The sequence below is a fragment of the Mesorhizobium sp. M0761 genome, from assembly GCF_040320205.1.
Taxonomy (GTDB): domain Bacteria; phylum Pseudomonadota; class Alphaproteobacteria; order Rhizobiales; family Rhizobiaceae; genus Mesorhizobium.
Genome location: NZ_JAMYPF010000007.1, coordinates 114769 through 132018 on the forward strand (window position 1 = coordinate 114769; position 17250 = coordinate 132018).

Sequence of the window (17250 nt, forward strand, 5' to 3'; positions counted from 1 at the left end):
GCTCGAGGGGGGAGATTCGTGGGCATCGCGGTCTTCGCCAATCGCCAATGGCTCCCCTCCTCTCTGTGCTGAGGGGTCAGAGGCATCTCCTCCACGCAATGGGTCAGATAAACCAGCCACGGCAATATCCTCAAGGAACGACGCTTGAGCCGCGGCTCAGACGGCGCTCGGGCTGTTCGCCGAGATCGTGATGTCGAGGGTGACGTGGCCGGCGCCGGGGCCGAAGCGGCAGAAGGCCTCGTTGAGCGTGGCAAACACCGCACCGGCATCGCCACGCAATTTGGTGCAGAAGTTCTTTGAGCGCTCAAAGACGCCGGACTGTTTCAGGAAATCGATGCAGCCGTAGATCTCGTCCATATGGTCGCCCGTGCCCATAACGTAGAGCGAGAACTGCGCCGCCACCGGCTGGCCGGTCGACGGCGTGGCCTGGACAGCGCGGATCGCGGCGATCTTGCGCTCGTCCAGCGGAATGGCGGGGCCGCCGGTCTCGTCGGAGCGGCAGATCGGATCGTCGGGCTCGCCCGGACAGCCGCGCGAGACCGCCGCCGAAAGCACGCAGTGCTTGCCGCTTTTGGCCGCCGCGACGAACAGGTCGCGCATGGCGGGAAACAGCACCTCGGGCGGCCCGACCATAAGGGTCGAGATGTCATCGGTTTCGATCCGCAGCCGGTCGCGCCAGGGATCGAGCGCGCCGAGCGCGCCGAGGATGACGCCGACGAAATCGTCGGTCATGGGATAAAGGGAAATCTGTGCGCCTGAAAACATCGCCCGCCTCGCTCCGCTGGTATTATCCAGATCAGCTTTAGGGTCCGAAGGCTTGCCGCCCTCATCTCAGCCCCGACGATACGGAGCACCCCTGTGGATGGGCGGGTTAAAGCACCGTTCGCGGCATTGGGGAAGCCGTTTGTTGAGGCACTGCGGGAAAGTGTTTTGGGCCAGACGTGCCGGGCGCCCGGGCGTTAACAGACGACTCGTCAGTTCGTTGCGTTATAACGTTTCCACGAACTTCTTATAACTGCGTTGAAATTCAAGCTGATAAACGTAATTATAAGAAAACGGCAGAGACTCCGCGCAGCCCTTACGGTTTCTGGATTTCCTTATCCGCGACCCCATCCGGACTGTGCTCCTGCATCGCTCGGGCTTGCCTGTGCTGGTCCCCTCGCCCCAGCGCTACGCCATCCACAAGCTGATCGTCGCCTCGCGACGCGGGCCGAGCGCTGGCGCCAAGCGGGAGAAGGATCTCCATCAAGCGCGCCTGCTGACCCAAGCGCTCGAAGCCACGCGTCGCCAGGACGACCTTGCCTTCGCCTTCATGGAAGCGTGGGACAAGGGCGAAAACTGGCGCGAGACGATCCGGGGCGGCTTGAACCTGTTCGACGCCGCCACGAGGGAAAACAGTCACACCATCCTGGGGAAATCCCTCCGCGAAATTGGTGCGACTCCTGAAGGATTCACGATGCGGGATTAGCTGAAGCGACCGCTGCTATATTCATTTCCATCGTCCCAACCGTACGAAATTGGCTTGACGCTTATTCGTACATAAAGTACGATATCTCTTTTCGCAGAGAGGAATGTCCTTGAGCACAGCGAACCATGTTGCCTTCGCCGATCTCTCTCGGCCTTTGCTGTCACCCCCGTCGTTGCCGCCGCCTTTGTTGCCGCCGCCTTTATTGCCGCCCCCTTTGTTGCCCTTGTCATTCGATCAGTGCGAACGCCTCGCCGGGGCTTGGCGAATGGCCAGCCAAGACATCGCCGACGACATCCGCTTCATCCGCCAATATCTGAAAGTCGTTGCCGAGAAGGACGAGAGGCTGTCGACCGGCACCCTTGTTCACAGCCGCGCCTATGTCGAGGCCTGCGCCGGCTGGCTGCCACAGACTGTAACGCGCTATCTGCGCCACCTGCGCCAGATCACCGAATGCGAACTGGCCATGACAGCTGCCGGCATTCGCTTTGCGCTGTCGAGTTATGCCTGGGAGGCATGAGGGCGCCTGTCGCCAAACACACGGAATTGCGCTGCCCGTCGCAGGCGCAATTCGTCAGGTTGAGAGGCTCGGGCGCGCCTGAACGGCGGGCGCCAAGGATGGCCCCGGCCAGCGAATTCCGGCCTTGCTTTATTTCGACTGGCCTTATTTCTGGCCTTATTTCGATTTGGCTTTGCCGGACTTTGCGGCGGCAGGCTTCGCCGCCTTTGGCTTGGCGGCTGCCTTGCGGGGCTTGGCGTCAGCTTTCTTCGCCGCCTTTTTGGGCTTGGCGACCGCGCCATCGACTTCAGCCGTGGCCTGCTCCCAGTGTTCCTGATGCGCGCCTTCAGGCCGGCCGGCCTTTTCCCAGATCTCGTGCGCGCGCTGGCGAATGCGGTCCTGTTTGTCGTCCGTCACTTAAGCCTCCGTGGTTGGGTCCGGTCGGTTGGTCCAGATTCCACGAAAACATTAGCCGAAAATTCGACCGGCGTCTTGAGTGACGAGACATCTCAGCGCGGGTCGGAAATCACCGCAACGCCGAGCAGCGCCGCTTTCTTGACGATCAGCCCGGCGAGGTCGGCATCCGAACGATCGGTGCCGGTGCGCTCCCGCAGGAGCGCGATCGCTTCCTTCATCGATAACAGCGCCGTGTTGCGCTCGGCCAGCAACTTGTCGCAACACGCCGCAACATTGGCGGAGTTCGGGGTCTCGACATGCGGCAACATGGCAATTCTCCTTTCATCATGTTCGTCATTCGGCCCTGCCGCCCTTTTGGGAAGAACGACAGGGCCGTATCACCGATGAATGGTTAGGTTGTCGAGCGTTACTCGACCACCTCGACAATCCTGCGCGTGCTGGGGTCGACCAACACGGTATGGTTGTCGACGACGGCGTATCTGTACTGAACGTCGGGAACCTCCTGCAGCTCGACAGTGTCAGGCAAGGCAGTGCCGACATTCAATTCGACGCCGAGCAGATTGACCGAGGCAAGCGGATGTTTCTTTACGTACTGGTGCACGACCGTGCGCTGTTCCGGGGTGATGATCACCTGCTGCTGTGCCGGCTGCGTGACGATGACCTCGTCGGCGGCGGCAATGCCGATACCAGCGATCATGGCGAGCCCGGCGACGGCGGGAATAAGGATGGTTTTCATCTTCGTCTCCTGTCGTTGTTGGCGAGCTCCGCCGTGTTCCCGCATGAGGCGAAAACAGCGCAGATCGAGGTGGCGGGCTCCTGGAGGCAAACGCAGCCGGTACGGTCTTGTTCCGCAAGCGGAGACTAAATTGATCGGCTTCCCGGTCATGCCAGCAGAACCCGCACCCGCAAGATTCGCATTGAAGCACAATCCCTCAGGAGACCTTCGACATGGATGATGCATGGCTCCAATTCCGGTGGCGATCGCGGCCGGCGCCGGCATTGATCCGGTGACCGCGTCGCCCGGCCAAGACCGGAACCGACCGCCTTCGTGCCACGCCGTGAAGTTTCAAGCAAAGGTCATTGCTTCGGCGGCTGCGCAGGCACCTCGCCAGGCTTGATCACCGGCGTCTTGCCCTGATCCGGCGGCGGCTGCGTCATACCCTGGTCACCACTGGGCGGCGGCTGCAGCACGCCGCCGCAGGGACCGAGCGTGCTGGTCGATTCGCCGCCGCCATTGGCGACCGGCGGCTTCTGACCATCGTCCTGAGGCTGCGCCTGGCAAGGCGCGGCAGGGCCGTGCTGGTCGCCATTGTCCTGCGCAGCCGCCGGGTCGGCCAGCGCCAAGAGCAGCACGCATGGGATGAGGGGGAAAGTCTTCATGGTCCAGCTCCTCTGGATTCATCTCCTTGGCAAAGCAGACTAGTCCTTGGCAAAGCAGACTGGCGGCAATTGGTTCCACGGAGATGGAGTGGTTGCCGGAACCTGACAGCCGGAAGTGAGTTCCACCTTCTCGACGCAAAGCCGCCCGGAGGAGGCAATCATGGAAGAACGAAACAGAAAACCCAATGACGAGGTCGAGGCGCCACCGAGCAAAAACGATGCCCGCGACAGGATCGCCAATGACGAGGTGGAAGCGCCGACGCCGCGCCGGCAGGATTGGGATGCGCTGCGTGGCGCAACGGTCCTGCCCGACGGAGCAGATGAGGAAAGCCTGCCGGACACCACCGGAGTCGAGAAGGAAGGCGAACTGCCCGAGGAGGATGACGACAACCCCTACCAGGACAGTGACGATGCCTTGCCCGACGACGCCGAGGAAGCCGCCATTGGTCACGACCTGGCGAGGCGCGGCGGCCCGTTCGACGACGTGTAAGGGCAGCGACCGCGGACTTTCGAGAGGTTTCCCGGGACGTCCACGCCGTCACCAGTTGGACCAAGGATGAGCTGAAGGCGATGCCGGAGCATCGCGATTGATATTTCGAAGGATCCGGCTGGTCGGATCCTTCGTTTAAGGCGCCTTGGCGGTTTGGTTGCTTTAGCCCTTGTGGTCAAGGACTGGACGGCGACGGCGACACACCTTCGACAGCCGCGAGGCAGCCGAGAGCACGAACGCGAAGTCCAATGTTCCAAGCGCCGTTGAGGCCGCTCGCCTGAAATCTTCAAAGTGCGCAAGAGATTGTCCGCCGCAGGCGGTGCGCACACGCTCCAGTATCGCAGACGACCGGCGTAACGGCCCATCGACCGCCGGCACTTAGTGCCGACGGGCGCATGGCTTCAATTCGACCCGGGATCGCCGAGCGCCTCGGTGACGAAGGACGCCGCGATCAGGTCGTCGGCGTCGAGGCGTAGGGAGCCTTCGACACCTCCCATGATGGCTGCGACCTTCTGGAAGGTCTGCATCTCGTGTTCAGTAACGCTGGCGTCTCGCATCCTGGCCTTCAGATCGGCGATGCGTCGGCCCAGCGAGGCCGACGTTCCGATTTCTCTGTTCGACATGGTGTCCTGCTCCTCCCCCAACCCATGCTGTGGACGTACTCAAGGCTGCCTATATATAAGGCAGCGCGAATACAGTCGCCGCAACGCGCGATATCTGGGAAGGTTCCGGCGCCAAATAGTCACGAAATAATACGTGTGGGGCTCAGTTATGGTCGCCCACGCGGCGGTAGACACCGCAAACCAGCGGCTGTCCATCGGGCTGGCCAACCCGCGTCGCGGGTCGCGAACGCGGGTCGGACTTGATCGCTGCGCGAACAGTCAGCGAGAAGCCGGCACCACGCCGGACACCGAGCGCGCCGTTTCGGGCGAAAACACCACGAAAGCAAAAACCAGAACGGCAGCGGCGACGATGAGCGAGCCGCCGGCGACGATCGGTTCAAGCGCCGGGTTTCCCTGCAGCATCACATACAGCGCCGGCAGCATGATCACCAGGCCGAGTGTGTAGAGCCCGTAGTGGATCATGGCGATGCGACGCGCCGCCTTTTGCGGATTGAGCGCGTAGTAGCCGCCGAAGATGGCGCTCGTCACCCAACCGAGCAGATTGATATGCGCGTGCGCCGGAAAAGCGGCGTGGTCACCCGAGATCGCCATCTGCAGGCCGGCCGCAATCCCCAACATCAGGAACAAGATGGCAGTTTTGAAAAAGAGTTCTGAAACCCTCGGCATGTCATTTCTCCCCCTATGCGGTCTGCGACCGCTTGCGACCTGGAGAATACACCCACGCGCAGAACTTTTCCACGCCCCGGTTATGGGGCCATGCCTGCACAGCTTTTTGCACGCTGTTCGACTTTTCTGGCTGCCACAACCCGGCGCCGCCGCGCTACGGCGTCAGCAAGATCTCGGCGCCCGCTCGCTCGTCGAACACCACCGCGCAGCCGCGCCCCAGCGCCACTGCCGACAGCGCGTTGGCCACCGTCTCGTCCGGCGATACGAAATCACCGGTCAGCACTCGCAACTCCTCCACCGCCCTGGCCATTGACACGCAGTGCCCGGCAACGCGATCGCTCGTGCAGGCGTCAATGACGCTGACGAGGTCGATCATCTCGAACTGGCCCATACCGGCCTCCACAAAAACAGCGTCCCGTCGCGGATATGAACGCCGAGGCGAGAGACAATGTTCCGCAGGTCCGATGCCCAGGCGGAGCACTCGACAGCCCGACCTGGAACGGGCCGGCCGGCGACAACCGCTTCGCTTGACAATAGGCCCTGTTTGTTCTCTATTTGTTCGGCAAAAACGCCTCTCACAACAGACGCGGCTAATGCTGCAACGCCGCAAAGGGAACGGTCGGGATGGAGCCCACCATCCTGCATGCGGATCTCGACGCCTTCTACGCCTCGGTCGAGCAGCTGCTCGACCCGGCGCTCAGGGGCAAGCCGATCGCCGTCGGCGGCGGCGTCGTGCTTGCCGCTTCCTACGAAGCCAGGGCTTTCGGCGTGCGCGGCGGCATGCCCGGACGACGCGCGCGCGAGCTTTGCCCCGGACTGATCTTCGTCGGCGGCCATTTCGCCGACTATCAGCGGCTGGGCGACGCCGCCATCAAGGTGCTCGACGATTTCACGCCGCTGGTCGAGCGGATTTCCATCGATGAAGCCTTTGCCGATGTGGCCGGCTGCACGCATCTGTTCGGACCGCCGGCCGAGATCGCCGCCACGGTGCGTCGGCGCGTCCGGGCAGAGCTCGGCCTGCCGATCTCGATCGGCGTGGCGCGCACCAAGCATCTGGCCAAGATCGCCTCGCAGGTGGCCAAGCCCGAGGGCCTGGTGGTGGTCGATCCGAACACCGAACTTGCCTTCCTGCATGATCTGCCGGTCGGCCTGATGTGGGGCGTCGGCCCGGCGACCAAGGCGCGGCTGGCCGAGATCGGCATCGAGACCATCGGCCAGTTGGCAAAGACGCATAGCGGGGCGCTGCGAAGGTTGCTCGGGCCCGCCACCGGCGAAAAGCTGGCGTCGCTGGCATGGAACCGCGACCCGCGAAAGCTCGAAACCCACAGGCGGTCGCATTCCGCCGGCGCGCAGTCGGCGCTTGGCAGACGGCCGGCCGAGGCGCGTATCTTCGGACCCGTGCTGCTGCATCTGGCAGACCGGGTCGCAAGCCGGCTCAGGGCGAAATCACGGCCCGGGCGCACGGTGACGGTGCGCGTGCGTTTCGCCGATCTGCACGCTGTCACACGCTCGCTGACGCTCGATCAGCCGATTTCGGCAACCGCGATGCTGGCCGAAATCGCCGGGGAGCTGGTGCGCGGCGTGCTGGCCGCCAACCCTCGGGAGAAGACCATCTCGCTGCTGGCGATCTCGGTGTCGCAGCTGGAAGAAAGTGCCGAGCTGCAGCTGGAGCTGCCGCTCGGGCTTGCCGATGAAAAGCAGCGGGCCGGCAGCAGGCAAGGCCTGGCGCGCTTTGGCGCCGACCGCGCCATCGACAAGATCCGCCAGCGCTTTGGCAGAGAGGCTGTCGGCTATGGCGCCGTGGCGCTGGAAGCCCGGCGCTCGGTTCCCGATGCCTTCCGCGAACTGGCGGAGAAGGAACTGTGAGTGCGGCGCGACGGCAAGGCCAATGTTTAGGCTGGGCCAGTCCGCGCTGCATTGCCGCTCTGTTTGAGCAGGCCGACCAACCAGGCCAGGCCGGCATCCATCAGCGCAACCTTCGGCACGATGCTGTTGATGTTGAAGTGGCCGAGCCGGATGGGCGTATCGACGCCGACGACACCGAAACGGCCGCCATACATGGCGAGGAACCGGCGCGGATAGGCCGATATCAGATCAGTCTGCGCAAGCACGGCCAGTCCGAACATGAAGTTGGGGACAGTCAGCGCGACGCGACGCGACAGGCCGCGTTCAGCCAGCACCCTGTCGACAAACCCGTTCGGATCGCCATTGCTCGAGACGACCATATGCTGCACGCTGCAATAGGCGTCGAGGCACGGATGGCCGGCGAAGCGGTGGCCGGCGCGCATGGCGACAACGAAATCCTCCTCATAGAGCTTGTCGACGGTGAAGCGTGCCGGCAGGCCGTCGAACGGAATCACCGCGACATCCATGGCGCGCGCTTCGAGTTCGGCGACACAGTCGCTCCAGGCAGTAGTGGGCGACGGTTCACCTTGGCGTGGCAGCAGTTGCCGGATGCCGATGTCGATGCCGGGGGCCAAAAGGCGGATCTGGTCGAGCAGCGGCGGCAGGAGCACCGACGACACCGCATCCGGCGCACCGATGGTGAAGCGGCGCGTCGAGCGGGCCGGATCGAACGGCTCGGCGCTGGCGATCACCCGGCGCACCCGCGCCAGGATCTCGGCCACCGGTTCGGCAAGCTCCGTTGCCCGGTCGGTGGGCACGACGCCGCGCGGCGTCTTCAGGAACAGCGGATCGCCAAGCACCTTGCGCAGCCGGCCAAGGCCATGGCTGACCGCCGAGGCCGACAGGTTTAGCCGCTCCGCCGAGCGACCGACATGCCGCTCCTCCATGATGGCCTGGAACAAGACCAGCAAATTGAGATCGGCGCGCGCCAGGTCAATTTTGTTCAGCATATTCCTGAAATCATATCACTGGATTCAGCAGAGTAAAGTTGCGAATGCCTTCTTCGACGCGAAGACGGTGGTGCCGGTTTCGTCGGCACTCATTCAGAGAGGAGCAAATCCATGCCAAACTTTCCCAATTCGGTTCTGGTCACCGGCGCCTCCGGCGCCCAAGGGTCGGCCATTGTCAGCGCTTGCCGCGCCGCCGGCGCCACGGTGGGTGTCCTGTTACGCAAGGGCTCGCCCGATCCGTTCGGCGATGGGGTCAACATCGTGCGCGGTGATCTCGCCGACCCCGGCCGACTGGCCCTCGCCTGCCTCGGCGTTGATGCGGTGGCGCTGACCTTGCCGGTCGGTGCAAGCCCTGAAGAGATCCTGCGCTACGGCCGCAACATTGCGGATGCGGCGCAGCAAGGCGGCGTCAAGCTTCTGGTGTTCAACACCAGCGGCCATGTGTCGGGCCATTCCGGCACGGCGGTGATGGACGCCAAGGCCGAACTCATCGACTACATCAAGACGTTCGGCCCGCCATCTATCGTCCTCAAGCCGACGCTGGCCATGAGCAATATCGCGGCGCCCTGGAGCGCGCCGGCGATCATGCATCAGGGCGTCCTCGCCTATCCGCTGCCGGCCAACTTCCAGACCTCCTGGATCTCCTGGCAGGATATGGCGGCCTACGTGTCGAAGCGCTGCGGCATCCGGAGCTTGCCGGTGCCAGCTTCGACATTGGCGGGCCGCAGGCGCTGACCGGACCGGAGATGGCCGTCATCCTGTCAGGCATTGTCGGCCGCGAAGTCAGCTATTATCCGGTGCCGCTGGCGGACTTCGCCGCCGCGCTCGAAACCGTGCTCGGCAAGGACGCCGCCGAACAGACTGCCGCCAGCTATGCCTGGATCCACAACCAGAAGCAGACCGTGCTTGCCGTCGATTTCGGCCAGACGACCCGTCTGCTGCCGGTGAAGCCGACCTCATTCGCCGATTGGGCAAGAGCGCTGGACTGGGCGGCACTGGCCGGCGATGCGAAGGCGGCCTGACAATGGACGCCATCGCAACCGTCGAACCGGGCGGCCTCGCCGCCCGGAAGAATGTGCCGGATGCCGCTGCCGCCGTGGTCGGCTTCTGGTGGCAGGCAGGACCTGCCGCGTGGTTCGCCAAGGATGCGGCCTTCGACCGCGAGTTTCGCGATCGCTTCCTGCGGCTGCATGAGGCCGCAGCGCGCGGCGACTGCGATGGCTGGATGGCGACGCCCTACGGGGCTCTGGCGCTGCTCCTGCTGCTCGACCAGTTCCCGCGCAACGCCTTTCGCGACACGCCGCGCATGTATGCCAGCGACGGGAAGGCCCGCGCGATCGCTACTGAGGCGATCGATGCCGGGTTCCAGCGGATGGTCGATCCCTCGCTGCGGCTGTTCTTCGGGCTGCCCTTCGCGCATTCCGAAGCGATTGCCGACCAGGACCGCTCGGTGGCGCTGTCGCGCGACATCGGCCCGTCCGACCTGAAGCGGGCCGAACATCACCGCGACATCATCCGCCGTTTCGGACGTTTTCCGCACCGCAACCCGATCCTCGGCCGCGCCATGCACGCCCAAGAACAACGCTTTCTCGATGAAGGTGGATTTGCGGGTTAGAGCATGATTCCAAAAAGCAGGCCCGGTTTTTGGAAAAGATCATGCTCCAACAAAGGGTTAGATCATGATGAGATTGCAACCAAATATCTCATCATGATCTAGTGCATCGGGACCAAGAAAACCCGGGGCGGGACGACGGCGCCGCGAAGGTTGACAGTGCCGATCCGTCTGGCATTATCGCGTAAGCTTGGAGGATTCACTATGAAGAAAACCTATTCGAAGCCTGTTCTGGTCAAAAAAGGCAAGCTTTCGCAGGTTACGGCGCTCGCCAATGGAGCGGGTTCCGGCCCGATCGAGTGAAGTTGTTGAGTCGGACTTTCGCCTGATCTGGCGGCCCGCCTGACACTGGAGATGCGGCATGAAGAAGACCTATTCGAAGCCGGTGCTGGTCAAGAAGGGCAAGCTCTCGCAGGTTACAGCCGACAATGGTAACGGCTCCGGGCCGGTCGCCGTCTAGCAGCCGATTATCCGACGCCTCGTGCCGTCTGGCCGGGAACAGGGCTTTGGGTGCCCGACGTGGAGAGTGGAAAATGAGGAAGACCTATTCCAAGCCAGTGCTGGTAAAAAAGGGCAAGCTCTCGCAGATCACCGCGAACGGCGCTTCTGCTCCTATTCCGGGCTAAACTCGTTCCCCGGTAGATCGAGATCCTCCTGGCAGAGTCGGGCGGCTTGATCGTTTCCGGAGCATGATCTCCCGCAGGCGGCGGGACCGTTCAGCGCACAACCACCAGATCGTCGAGCACTAGCTGCCAATAGTGGCTCGTGGAGAGGCGTACGCGCGTCACCGCCGCCAGCATCGGCGCATAGTGGACGGGCGCCAGTGCCGACAGGACGATCGTGTCGCTGGCGATCAGCCGGTCGCCAAGCCAGCTCTCGACCAGTGCGGTTTCGCCTTCGGACTTCAACCATGCCGCCGTCAGCATCACGGAATGGAACCCGAACGGTTTGTCGCTCGAGAATTCGGCCGGGTGTCCGCTGCTCGTATAGCAGACATGGTCTCCCGAGATATTGCCGTTGACGTAGCCTTCGCTGCCTTCGGTGTGATCGCGCGCCAGTGCGTTCAGGTTGAACCAGGTCAACCCGGCATAACCGGACGGCACCTTGCGCAGGCCGCGCGTCGTGACATCGTCGAAACCGATGGCCTGCAAGGACGCGGCGCTGTCGACTGCCGCATTCTCGGGCGACAGCAGACCGAGCTCGGTCGGGTAGGCCGACAAGGCCAGTCGTCGTTCCATGCCACCGCCGGTGATTTCGATCGCGTCGGCGTCATCGGGCAGATCGAGGCGGAAGCCATCGCTGAGCGGATGCACCGCCACCTCTTGCCCTTTCGCCATCACCGAGATGCTCGTCGAAACACCGTCCGCTACGCGGCCGCTGAGCCGGCGTATCGCAAACAGGCCGACCGGCTGCAGCATTGCGTCCGACACCAGCCCGGTGGGCGAGCCCGGCAGCGGCCGGAGGTGCTGCGACTGGACCTCGTTGGCGCTGCTCGAGCGCCAGCCGGGCGGAACCGACACGGTGAAGCGGTAGCTGCCCGGCACATGGATGGGCGCGGCCCGACGTTTCGTCGACGCCAGGAAATTGGCAAAGCCGCCGCGATTGCTCCGCGCCGCGGCGACGAAGCGGCCGTCGCCATCATGCAGTCTGACCATGATGCCAGCCATCGGGCGGTCGCCGAGCCCGTAGCGACCGTCGCGATCGGCATCGAAATAGACAAAGGTCGAATGATTGAGCTTGCCGTGGTTGCCCGACCAGTTCCGGCGCACGGCGTAGTCGTTGGCCGGATCTTCACGAAGCCGGGCCTGGCGACGCGACCGCGCCAGCCGCCAGGCGAGAGCCGCAACGACAGCGGCGATCCCGACAAGGAGTATTGCCTTGATCACGGACGGCTCAAGCAATGCTGTCGGCCCTGCTCATCTGGATCTCCTGCGCATACATCGATCATATATCGATGCTGCAGGCGCTTGAGCAACCGGACACGGGACCGGCGGACCACGGCATCGGCGTCACATACCCATTTCAGGCACCTATTCCGGCGATGGCACCGGCGGCCTGGTGGTCAGCGCGGCTCCGAAGGCGGCGACGACCACGGCGGCGATGCCCGCGCATTGCAACGGGCTCAGGATCTCGTGCAGGAACAGGAAGCCGGCCAGCGCGCCCAGCGCCGGCTCCAGACAGGTCAGCGTGCCGTAGAGCCTGGCCGGCATCCGGGTCAGCGCCACCATCTCCAGCCAGAACGGCAAGGCGCTGGAGAACAGCCCGACCAGCAGCGCGCTGACCAGGATCGCGGGTGCGATGAGGTTCGTGCCCGCCTCGGCCAGACCGAACGGCAGGCCGACGGCAGCGGCAATGACCAGCCCGTAAGCCGTGGTCTGGCTGCCAAGCTCGGCGCCGGCCTTTTGCGCAAAGACGATGTAGAGCGCCCAGCAGCAGCCGGCGGCCAGCGCCAGCATCACGCCGACCGGGTCGAGTGCACTGCCGGAGTGGATGAAGGGCGACAACAGCAATATGCCGGCAACGGCCAGCACCACCCAGACGAAGTCGGTGGCGCGCCGCGACGACAGCGTCGCCACGAGCAGCGGGCCGGAGAATTCGAGCGCCACCGCGACGCCGAGCGGGATTCTGGCGAGCGCTGCATAAAACAGCAGGTTCAGCGCCGCGAGGTTGACGCCATAGGCGATGAGCCAGGGCAGCACGGCGCGCGACGGCCGCACCCGCCACGGCCTCAGCACCGCCGCCAGCATCAGCGCGCCCACGGCCAGCCGCAGCGCCGTGGTGCCATTGGCGCCGATCAGCGGAAACAGGCTCTTGGCGAAGGTGGCGCCGATCTGGATCGACACCATGGCGCCAAGCAACGCGCCGATCGGCAAGGCCTTCGCTTCAGCTGCGGCAATCGACGTCGACGTCAATTCCAGTCCCTCCCCACGCGACCAGCAGGCCGTAGCGCAGGCTGGAGATAGGGATAAAGGGCCTGGCTGTCGTGTGGCACGAGCGGGCTGTTGATAGGGCAAGGGTGGGAGGCGAACGCCGACGCATTTCCTCTCCCCCGTCGATCGGGGGAGAGGAAAAGAAGCTAGCTCGCCAGCCCATACACCAGGCTCACACGTCCATCCGACAGCGCCTCGGCCTTGCGCAGCTCCAGTCCGTGCCGGGCGTGCACCGTGCCGAACAGCGCCTTGCCTTCGCCGGCGAGCAGCGGATAGACGATCAGCCGCATTTCATCCACTAGCCCCGCCTCGATCAGGCTGGCGGTGATGCTCGCGCCGCCCATGAGGTAGATGTTCTTGCCGGGCTCGCGCTTCAGCGCCGCGATGTCGTCGAGGCTGCGCAGGAAGCGCGTCGAGGCCCAGGCGGCCGAAGTCATGGTGTTCGACAACACATAGTGCGGTGTCTTGGCGGCAAAGCGCGCCCATTCGAGTTCGGCCGGGTCGACCAGTCTGCCGGTCATCGGCAATGGCTGGTCCGGCTCGTTCTCAAGGATCGCGCTCCAGTAGCGCTCATAGCCGGCATACATCACGCCGCCGAGCAGGCAGGCGTCGATCTCGGGCATCAGGCCGTATTCCTCCGACCAGTTGTCGACCCAGTCGGCGAAGCCTTCGGGGCCTTCCATCTTGCCGTCGATGGAGATCTTCATTCCGGTGATCAATTTACGCATGACTTCCTCCTTCGGGCTTGCGGGATGCAAGCACGTTGCCCGTTTCACTTCTGATGACGCGCCGCGGTGTCTGGCGAAGGCGCGTGTTTCGCCGGCCCTTGCGCCGGCATCCGGCGCAAGGGATCGATGGTGCCCGGTTGGACCGGGCGATGCGTTAGGTCAGGTCAGGCCGGCAGGCGCCGGTCGTATTCCGCCACGATACGGCTAAAGCTGTCCCAGAACGGTTCGGGCTTCTCGGCCGCCACGCGGGCAACCAGGAGGTCGAGATGCACGTGCCAGCCTGCGGCATGCATCATCAGGCTCGAGCGGTCCGGCAGGCGGCGGTGGATCAGGGTGAGCAGAACGTCGTCGCCGCGCTGCGCCAATTCGAAGGTGACATTGCCGCTGCCGTTCCAGGTGATGGTGAGCTTGCGCGGCGGATCGCACTCGACGATCTGGTTGTGCATCCGCTGCTCGCCGCCACTGAAGCTGGCCGGCCTGTCGCCGGGCGGGTCGGTCAGTTCGTCATTGCGCCAGACCAGCTCGAAGGAAGAGCCTTCCTCCATCTCCATGTCGCCGGCCGCCAGCCATTGGCGGCGCAGATCGCTCTGCGTCAGATATTCCCAGACGCGCTCCCTAGTTCCGGGCAAAAGCCGTTCGATCCTCAAAGTGGCCGGCTGGATCAGCTGGGCGTAGCCGTCGAAGCTGTTCATCTGGTTCATCGGTCGTCTCCCTTGGAAGGTGTTGGCCTGGGTGATTCCGGCTTCGATGGTTCTGGATTTGCCGGTGCCGGCGTTGTCTGCGCTGCCGGCGTTTTGCGCCCCGCCTCCTCGCGCAAAAGCTGTTCGAGCACATCGAGGCGGCTGTTCCAGAAACGCGCGTATTGGCCGAGCCACTGATAGGCGGTGGCCAGCGGGCGGGCCTCGAGGCGGCAGACATGGGTGCGCCCGCGCACTTCGCGCCGGATCAGCCCGGCATGCTCCAGCGCCTTGATGTGCTTGGAGGCGGCGGCCAGCGACATGGCAAAGGGCTGCGCCAACTCGCTCACCGTACGCTCGCCGCCGGCGAGGTGGTTAAGCATGTTCCGGCGCGTGGCGTCGCCAAGGGCGTGAAAAACCTGGTCCATCTGGGGCGCCTCTAATTCAACCATGTAGTTGAATATAGAGGCGAGATTTTAGATAGTCAACTAGTTGGTTGAATGTTTTTGGAGAGGGTGGCTGATCGGCGAAGCCGCGAAGGAGTGCCCAATCTCCCCCCTCGTGGGGGAGATGTCCGGCAGGACAGAGGGGGGCGCGAAGGATCGCTACGTTCGACAAGTCGTGTCGGCTAGGACCGACTTCGGCCCAAGCCGTTGCCAAACAATCGACAGGCCGGCGGGACAGCGGCTCCCTCTGGCCTGCCGGCCATCTCCCCCACAAGGGGGGAGATCAGCAGCTTCAATCTCACCCCGCCATGGCCAGCGGCACCGCGCTCTTGTTGGGGATCTGGATGTCGATCTCCAGCGTCGACATGGTCTCGCCGCGGTCCATCGAAACTTGCAGATAATCCTGGTCGATCTGCACATGCTTGGCGATCACCGCCATGATCTCCTCGCGCAGGATGGAGACGAGATCGGGCTGGCTGCGGTTGCGGCGCTCATAGGCGAGAAGCACTTGCAGCCGTTCGCGCGCCACCGGCGCGCTGGTGCGCCGCTTGAAGATGTCGAGCAGGTTCATGCCGCCCTCCTTCCCAAAAGACGATCGAGGAAGCCCTTGCGCTCGAAGGGCACGATGACCGGCAGCTGTTCGCCCTCGAGCCGCTTGGCCGCGTCGATGTAAGCCTTGGCGGCGGCGTTCAGCGGCTCCGACAGCGTCACCGGCGAACCGAGGTTGGAGGCGCGCAGCACATCCTGGCTTTCCGGAATGATGCCGAGCAGCGGCACCGACAGTATCTCCAGCACATCGTCGATCGACAGCATTTCACCGCGCGCGGCGCGTCCCGCATCGTAGCGCGTGACCAGCACATGCTTGGCGATCTGCTCGCCCTCCTCGGCCCGCAAGGTGCGGGAATCGAGCAGGCCGATGATGCGGTCGGAATCGCGCACCGACGACACTTCCGGATTGGTGACGATGACCGCCTCGTCGGCAAAGCGCATGGCGAGTTGCGCGCCGCGCTCGATGCCGGCCGGGCTGTCGCAGAAGACATAGTCGAACACCGAGCGCAGCTTGCCGATGACCTCGGCCACGCCCTCCTCGGTCAGCGCATCCTTGTCGCGCGTCTGCGAGGCCGGCAGCAGGAACAAAGTCTCGACCCGCTTGTCGCGGATCAGCGCCTGCGACAGCTTTGCCGAGCCCTGGATGACGTTGACGAGGTCGAACACCACGCGCCGTTCGGCGCCCATGATCAAATCGAGGTTGCGCAGGCCGACATCGAAATCGACCAGCGCCACCTTCTTGCCGGTCTTGGCGACCGCCGCCCCCAGAGCCGCGGTAGAGGTCGTCTTGCCGACGCCCCCCTTGCCCGAGGTGACCACCACTACCTTGCCCATCAATAAAGCCTCCGTTGTTGTTCGTTATGTCGTTGTCGGGCGAGACGCATTAGCTGAAAGGGGCGATGCGCAGCATGCCGTTGTCGAGAAATGCCTGCACAGGCTTGCCCCGGACTGACGGGTCCATCTCCTCGGCCGTGCAATACCAGCCATCCACGGACAGAAGCTCGGCCTCATTCCTGCGGCAGAAGACGCGCGCCGCCGTGTTCCCTTGAGCGCCTGCCGAAGCGCGGCCGCGCAGCGTGCCATAGACATGGATCGAGCCGGTGGCGACGATCTCGGATCCGGACGCGACCGAGCCCAGCACGATGACATCGCCATGCGGATGGAAGATGAGCTGGCCCGAACGGATCGGCGAGCGGATCATCAACGTGCCGGCGTCGGGTGCGGCAATTTTGGCGTCTTTCGGCTGTGCCCTGGCATCGCTCGCCGGTTTCAAATCGCCCGCCTTCAAATCGCCGGCCTCTGCCTTGATGTCACCGGCCGCCTTCGTATCGCCTGCCGGCGTGGCGTCCTCCGCCCTGCCCGCCTTGCGGCTCGGCTGCAGCAGACCGTCGGTGGTCGCCTCCTTGGCGCCGACCAGCACCGGCGGCAGATGCGCGCCAAGCTCAGTGCCGCCGTCGAGTTCGATGGCATAGATGCGGATGCCGCGCTGGCCGAGCAGATCGACCAGCGCTTCGATGGCCACGACATCGGGCTTCAGCGTGTTCAGATCGAGCACCACCGGGCGCCCGGCAAAATAGCCCGGCGAATTGCCGACCCAGCGATCGAGGCTCTCCAGCCAAACATCCAAAGGCGCCTCCGGCGTCAGCGTGAAAGCGACGAAGGAGCGGGCGCGAAAGCGAATGGATTTGGCCTCTAGGGGAGCGGCAAAGGTCACGGCGGGCGATTCCTTACTGAGAGGTAAACGCTAGCGGTGGTATGGTTAATGAAAGGTTAATGGACTGAATAACCGCATGGCAGATCGCAAGAAATTTGAAGATCGGGGTAGACGCCGGTTGCGGACGCCAATTGGCCACACAGACCGCGACATTCACGAACCTAAGCGCGATTGCTAAGGAACAACGCTGGCGTTGCAA

The 17250-nt window shown here is 64.1% G+C and carries 26 protein-coding genes, 2 pseudogenes and 1 riboswitch; of the genes and pseudogenes, 11 read left to right on the top strand and 17 right to left on the bottom strand.

The window, feature by feature from the left end; genetic code table 11:
- Nucleotides 1-156: 156 nt before the first annotated feature.
- On the bottom strand, nucleotides 157-765 hold the full coding sequence (locus NKI32_RS14055; protein WP_023670364.1) for a YkoF family thiamine/hydroxymethylpyrimidine-binding protein: 609 nt from the start codon (nucleotides 763-765) through the stop codon (nucleotides 157-159).
- Nucleotides 756-868, bottom strand: a riboswitch (TPP riboswitch). It overlaps the preceding gene by 10 nt.
- A gap of 210 nt (nucleotides 869-1078) precedes the next feature.
- Between NKI32_RS14055 and NKI32_RS14060 the strand changes: the two are divergent.
- Nucleotides 1079-1468 (top strand): annotated as a pseudogene (locus NKI32_RS14060) (GSU2403 family nucleotidyltransferase fold protein); the annotation flags it as partial.
- Between the two features lie 265 nt (nucleotides 1469-1733).
- A complete protein-coding gene (locus NKI32_RS14065; protein ID WP_023684826.1) occupies nucleotides 1734-1985 on the top strand; it encodes a hypothetical protein in 252 nt (83 codons plus the stop codon).
- Between the two features lie 156 nt (nucleotides 1986-2141).
- Here the strand turns inward: NKI32_RS14065 and NKI32_RS14070 are convergent, their stop codons facing one another.
- The 4 genes from NKI32_RS14070 to NKI32_RS14085 all read right to left on the bottom strand — a co-directional run bounded on the left by NKI32_RS14070 (nucleotide 2142) and on the right by NKI32_RS14085 (nucleotide 3761).
- Entirely contained in the window at nucleotides 2142-2381 is a 240-nt protein-coding gene (locus NKI32_RS14070; protein WP_353002863.1) for a DUF2934 domain-containing protein, read from the bottom strand.
- 92 nt (nucleotides 2382-2473) lie between these two features.
- Nucleotides 2474-2689 carry a hypothetical protein gene (locus tag NKI32_RS14075; RefSeq protein ID WP_023670360.1) on the bottom strand — a complete coding sequence of 72 codons (216 nt, stop codon included), beginning with the start codon at nucleotides 2687-2689 and terminating at the stop codon, nucleotides 2474-2476.
- 98 nt (nucleotides 2690-2787) lie between these two features.
- Nucleotides 2788-3117: a DUF1236 domain-containing protein gene (locus NKI32_RS14080; RefSeq protein WP_023670359.1), complete on the bottom strand. Its 330-nt coding sequence runs from the start codon at nucleotides 3115-3117 to the stop codon at nucleotides 2788-2790.
- A gap of 341 nt (nucleotides 3118-3458) precedes the next feature.
- Nucleotides 3459-3761, bottom strand: coding sequence for a hypothetical protein (locus tag NKI32_RS14085; RefSeq protein WP_023684824.1), 303 nt, complete (start codon nucleotides 3759-3761; stop codon nucleotides 3459-3461).
- A gap of 160 nt (nucleotides 3762-3921) precedes the next feature.
- Between NKI32_RS14085 and NKI32_RS14090 the strand changes: the two genes are divergently transcribed.
- Both NKI32_RS14090 and NKI32_RS31560 read left to right on the top strand, forming a co-directional pair.
- The gene (locus NKI32_RS14090) at nucleotides 3922-4251 is read left to right on the top strand and encodes a hypothetical protein (RefSeq protein WP_023705173.1); all 330 of its coding nucleotides are present in this window, start codon (nucleotides 3922-3924) and stop codon (nucleotides 4249-4251) included.
- A pseudogene (locus tag NKI32_RS31560) lies at nucleotides 4218-4352 on the top strand (PRC-barrel domain containing protein); the annotation flags it as partial. The gene NKI32_RS14090 and the pseudogene NKI32_RS31560, both read left to right, overlap by 34 nt.
- A gap of 300 nt (nucleotides 4353-4652) precedes the next feature.
- Here the strand turns inward: NKI32_RS31560 and NKI32_RS14100 are convergent.
- The 3 genes from NKI32_RS14100 to NKI32_RS14110 all read right to left on the bottom strand — a co-directional run bounded on the left by NKI32_RS14100 (nucleotide 4653) and on the right by NKI32_RS14110 (nucleotide 5931).
- Entirely contained in the window at nucleotides 4653-4874 is a 222-nt protein-coding gene (locus tag NKI32_RS14100) for a hypothetical protein (RefSeq protein ID WP_023670355.1), read from the bottom strand.
- 258 nt (nucleotides 4875-5132) lie between these two features.
- Nucleotides 5133-5540: a heme-copper oxidase family protein gene (locus tag NKI32_RS14105; protein ID WP_023684822.1), complete on the bottom strand. Its 408-nt coding sequence runs from the start codon at nucleotides 5538-5540 to the stop codon at nucleotides 5133-5135.
- Between the two features lie 154 nt (nucleotides 5541-5694).
- Nucleotides 5695-5931, bottom strand: a complete 237-nt coding sequence (locus NKI32_RS14110; protein WP_352762996.1) for a hypothetical protein — start codon at nucleotides 5929-5931, stop codon at nucleotides 5695-5697.
- A gap of 233 nt (nucleotides 5932-6164) precedes the next feature.
- On the opposite strand from NKI32_RS14110, the gene dinB reads away from it, so the two are divergent.
- A complete protein-coding gene (gene dinB, locus NKI32_RS14115) occupies nucleotides 6165-7406 on the top strand; it encodes a DNA polymerase IV (RefSeq protein WP_353002864.1) in 1242 nt (413 codons plus the stop codon).
- Between the two features lie 26 nt (nucleotides 7407-7432).
- On the opposite strand, the gene NKI32_RS14120 is transcribed toward dinB, so the two are convergent.
- Nucleotides 7433-8395, bottom strand: a complete 963-nt coding sequence (locus NKI32_RS14120; RefSeq protein ID WP_353002865.1) for a LysR family transcriptional regulator — start codon at nucleotides 8393-8395, stop codon at nucleotides 7433-7435.
- A gap of 111 nt (nucleotides 8396-8506) precedes the next feature.
- Here NKI32_RS14120 and NKI32_RS14125 point away from each other — a divergent pair, with 111 nt between their 5' ends.
- The 6 genes from NKI32_RS14125 to NKI32_RS14150 all read left to right on the top strand — a co-directional run bounded on the left by NKI32_RS14125 (nucleotide 8507) and on the right by NKI32_RS14150 (nucleotide 10633).
- Entirely contained in the window at nucleotides 8507-9130 is a 624-nt protein-coding gene (locus NKI32_RS14125; protein WP_353002866.1) for an SDR family oxidoreductase, read from the top strand.
- 11 nt (nucleotides 9131-9141) lie between these two features.
- Nucleotides 9142-9417 carry a hypothetical protein gene (locus NKI32_RS14130; RefSeq protein WP_352521046.1) on the top strand — a complete coding sequence of 92 codons (276 nt, stop codon included), beginning with the start codon at nucleotides 9142-9144 and terminating at the stop codon, nucleotides 9415-9417.
- A gap of 2 nt (nucleotides 9418-9419) precedes the next feature.
- Nucleotides 9420-10010, top strand: coding sequence for a DUF924 family protein (locus NKI32_RS14135; RefSeq protein WP_352443676.1), 591 nt, complete (start codon nucleotides 9420-9422; stop codon nucleotides 10008-10010).
- Between the two features lie 201 nt (nucleotides 10011-10211).
- Nucleotides 10212-10310: a hypothetical protein gene (locus NKI32_RS14140; protein WP_023670351.1), complete on the top strand. Its 99-nt coding sequence runs from the start codon at nucleotides 10212-10214 to the stop codon at nucleotides 10308-10310.
- A 58-nt stretch (nucleotides 10311-10368) separates the two neighbouring features.
- Nucleotides 10369-10467, top strand: a complete 99-nt coding sequence (locus NKI32_RS14145; RefSeq protein WP_023684816.1) for a hypothetical protein — start codon at nucleotides 10369-10371, stop codon at nucleotides 10465-10467.
- 73 nt (nucleotides 10468-10540) lie between these two features.
- On the top strand, nucleotides 10541-10633 hold the full coding sequence (locus NKI32_RS14150; protein ID WP_023689018.1) for a hypothetical protein: 93 nt from the start codon (nucleotides 10541-10543) through the stop codon (nucleotides 10631-10633).
- A 90-nt stretch (nucleotides 10634-10723) separates the two neighbouring features.
- Here the strand turns inward: NKI32_RS14150 and NKI32_RS14155 are convergent, their stop codons facing one another.
- From NKI32_RS14155 to minC, 8 genes are all read right to left on the bottom strand, one after another.
- Nucleotides 10724-11893 carry a hypothetical protein gene (locus tag NKI32_RS14155; RefSeq protein WP_353002867.1) on the bottom strand — a complete coding sequence of 390 codons (1170 nt, stop codon included), beginning with the start codon at nucleotides 11891-11893 and terminating at the stop codon, nucleotides 10724-10726.
- A 144-nt stretch (nucleotides 11894-12037) separates the two neighbouring features.
- Nucleotides 12038-12919, bottom strand: coding sequence for an EamA family transporter (locus NKI32_RS14160; protein ID WP_353002868.1), 882 nt, complete (start codon nucleotides 12917-12919; stop codon nucleotides 12038-12040).
- A 164-nt stretch (nucleotides 12920-13083) separates the two neighbouring features.
- Nucleotides 13084-13665, bottom strand: a complete 582-nt coding sequence (locus NKI32_RS14165; protein WP_353002869.1) for a dihydrofolate reductase family protein — start codon at nucleotides 13663-13665, stop codon at nucleotides 13084-13086.
- 164 nt (nucleotides 13666-13829) lie between these two features.
- The gene (locus tag NKI32_RS14170; protein ID WP_353002870.1) at nucleotides 13830-14366 is read right to left on the bottom strand and encodes an SRPBCC family protein; all 537 of its coding nucleotides are present in this window, start codon (nucleotides 14364-14366) and stop codon (nucleotides 13830-13832) included.
- On the bottom strand, nucleotides 14363-14794 hold the full coding sequence (locus NKI32_RS14175) for an ArsR/SmtB family transcription factor (RefSeq protein WP_050588166.1): 432 nt from the start codon (nucleotides 14792-14794) through the stop codon (nucleotides 14363-14365). The genes NKI32_RS14170 and NKI32_RS14175 overlap by 4 nt, the downstream gene beginning before the upstream one ends.
- A gap of 292 nt (nucleotides 14795-15086) precedes the next feature.
- On the bottom strand, nucleotides 15087-15359 hold the full coding sequence (minE, locus tag NKI32_RS14180) for a cell division topological specificity factor MinE (RefSeq protein ID WP_023684809.1): 273 nt from the start codon (nucleotides 15357-15359) through the stop codon (nucleotides 15087-15089).
- Nucleotides 15356-16171: a septum site-determining protein MinD gene (gene minD, locus NKI32_RS14185; RefSeq protein ID WP_023670342.1), complete on the bottom strand. Its 816-nt coding sequence runs from the start codon at nucleotides 16169-16171 to the stop codon at nucleotides 15356-15358. Before minD ends, minE begins: the two co-directional genes overlap by 4 nt.
- Nucleotides 16172-16220: 49 nt before the next feature.
- Nucleotides 16221-17051 carry a septum site-determining protein MinC gene (gene minC, locus NKI32_RS14190; RefSeq protein WP_353002871.1) on the bottom strand — a complete coding sequence of 277 codons (831 nt, stop codon included), beginning with the start codon at nucleotides 17049-17051 and terminating at the stop codon, nucleotides 16221-16223.
- Nucleotides 17052-17250: the final 199 nt, after the last annotated feature.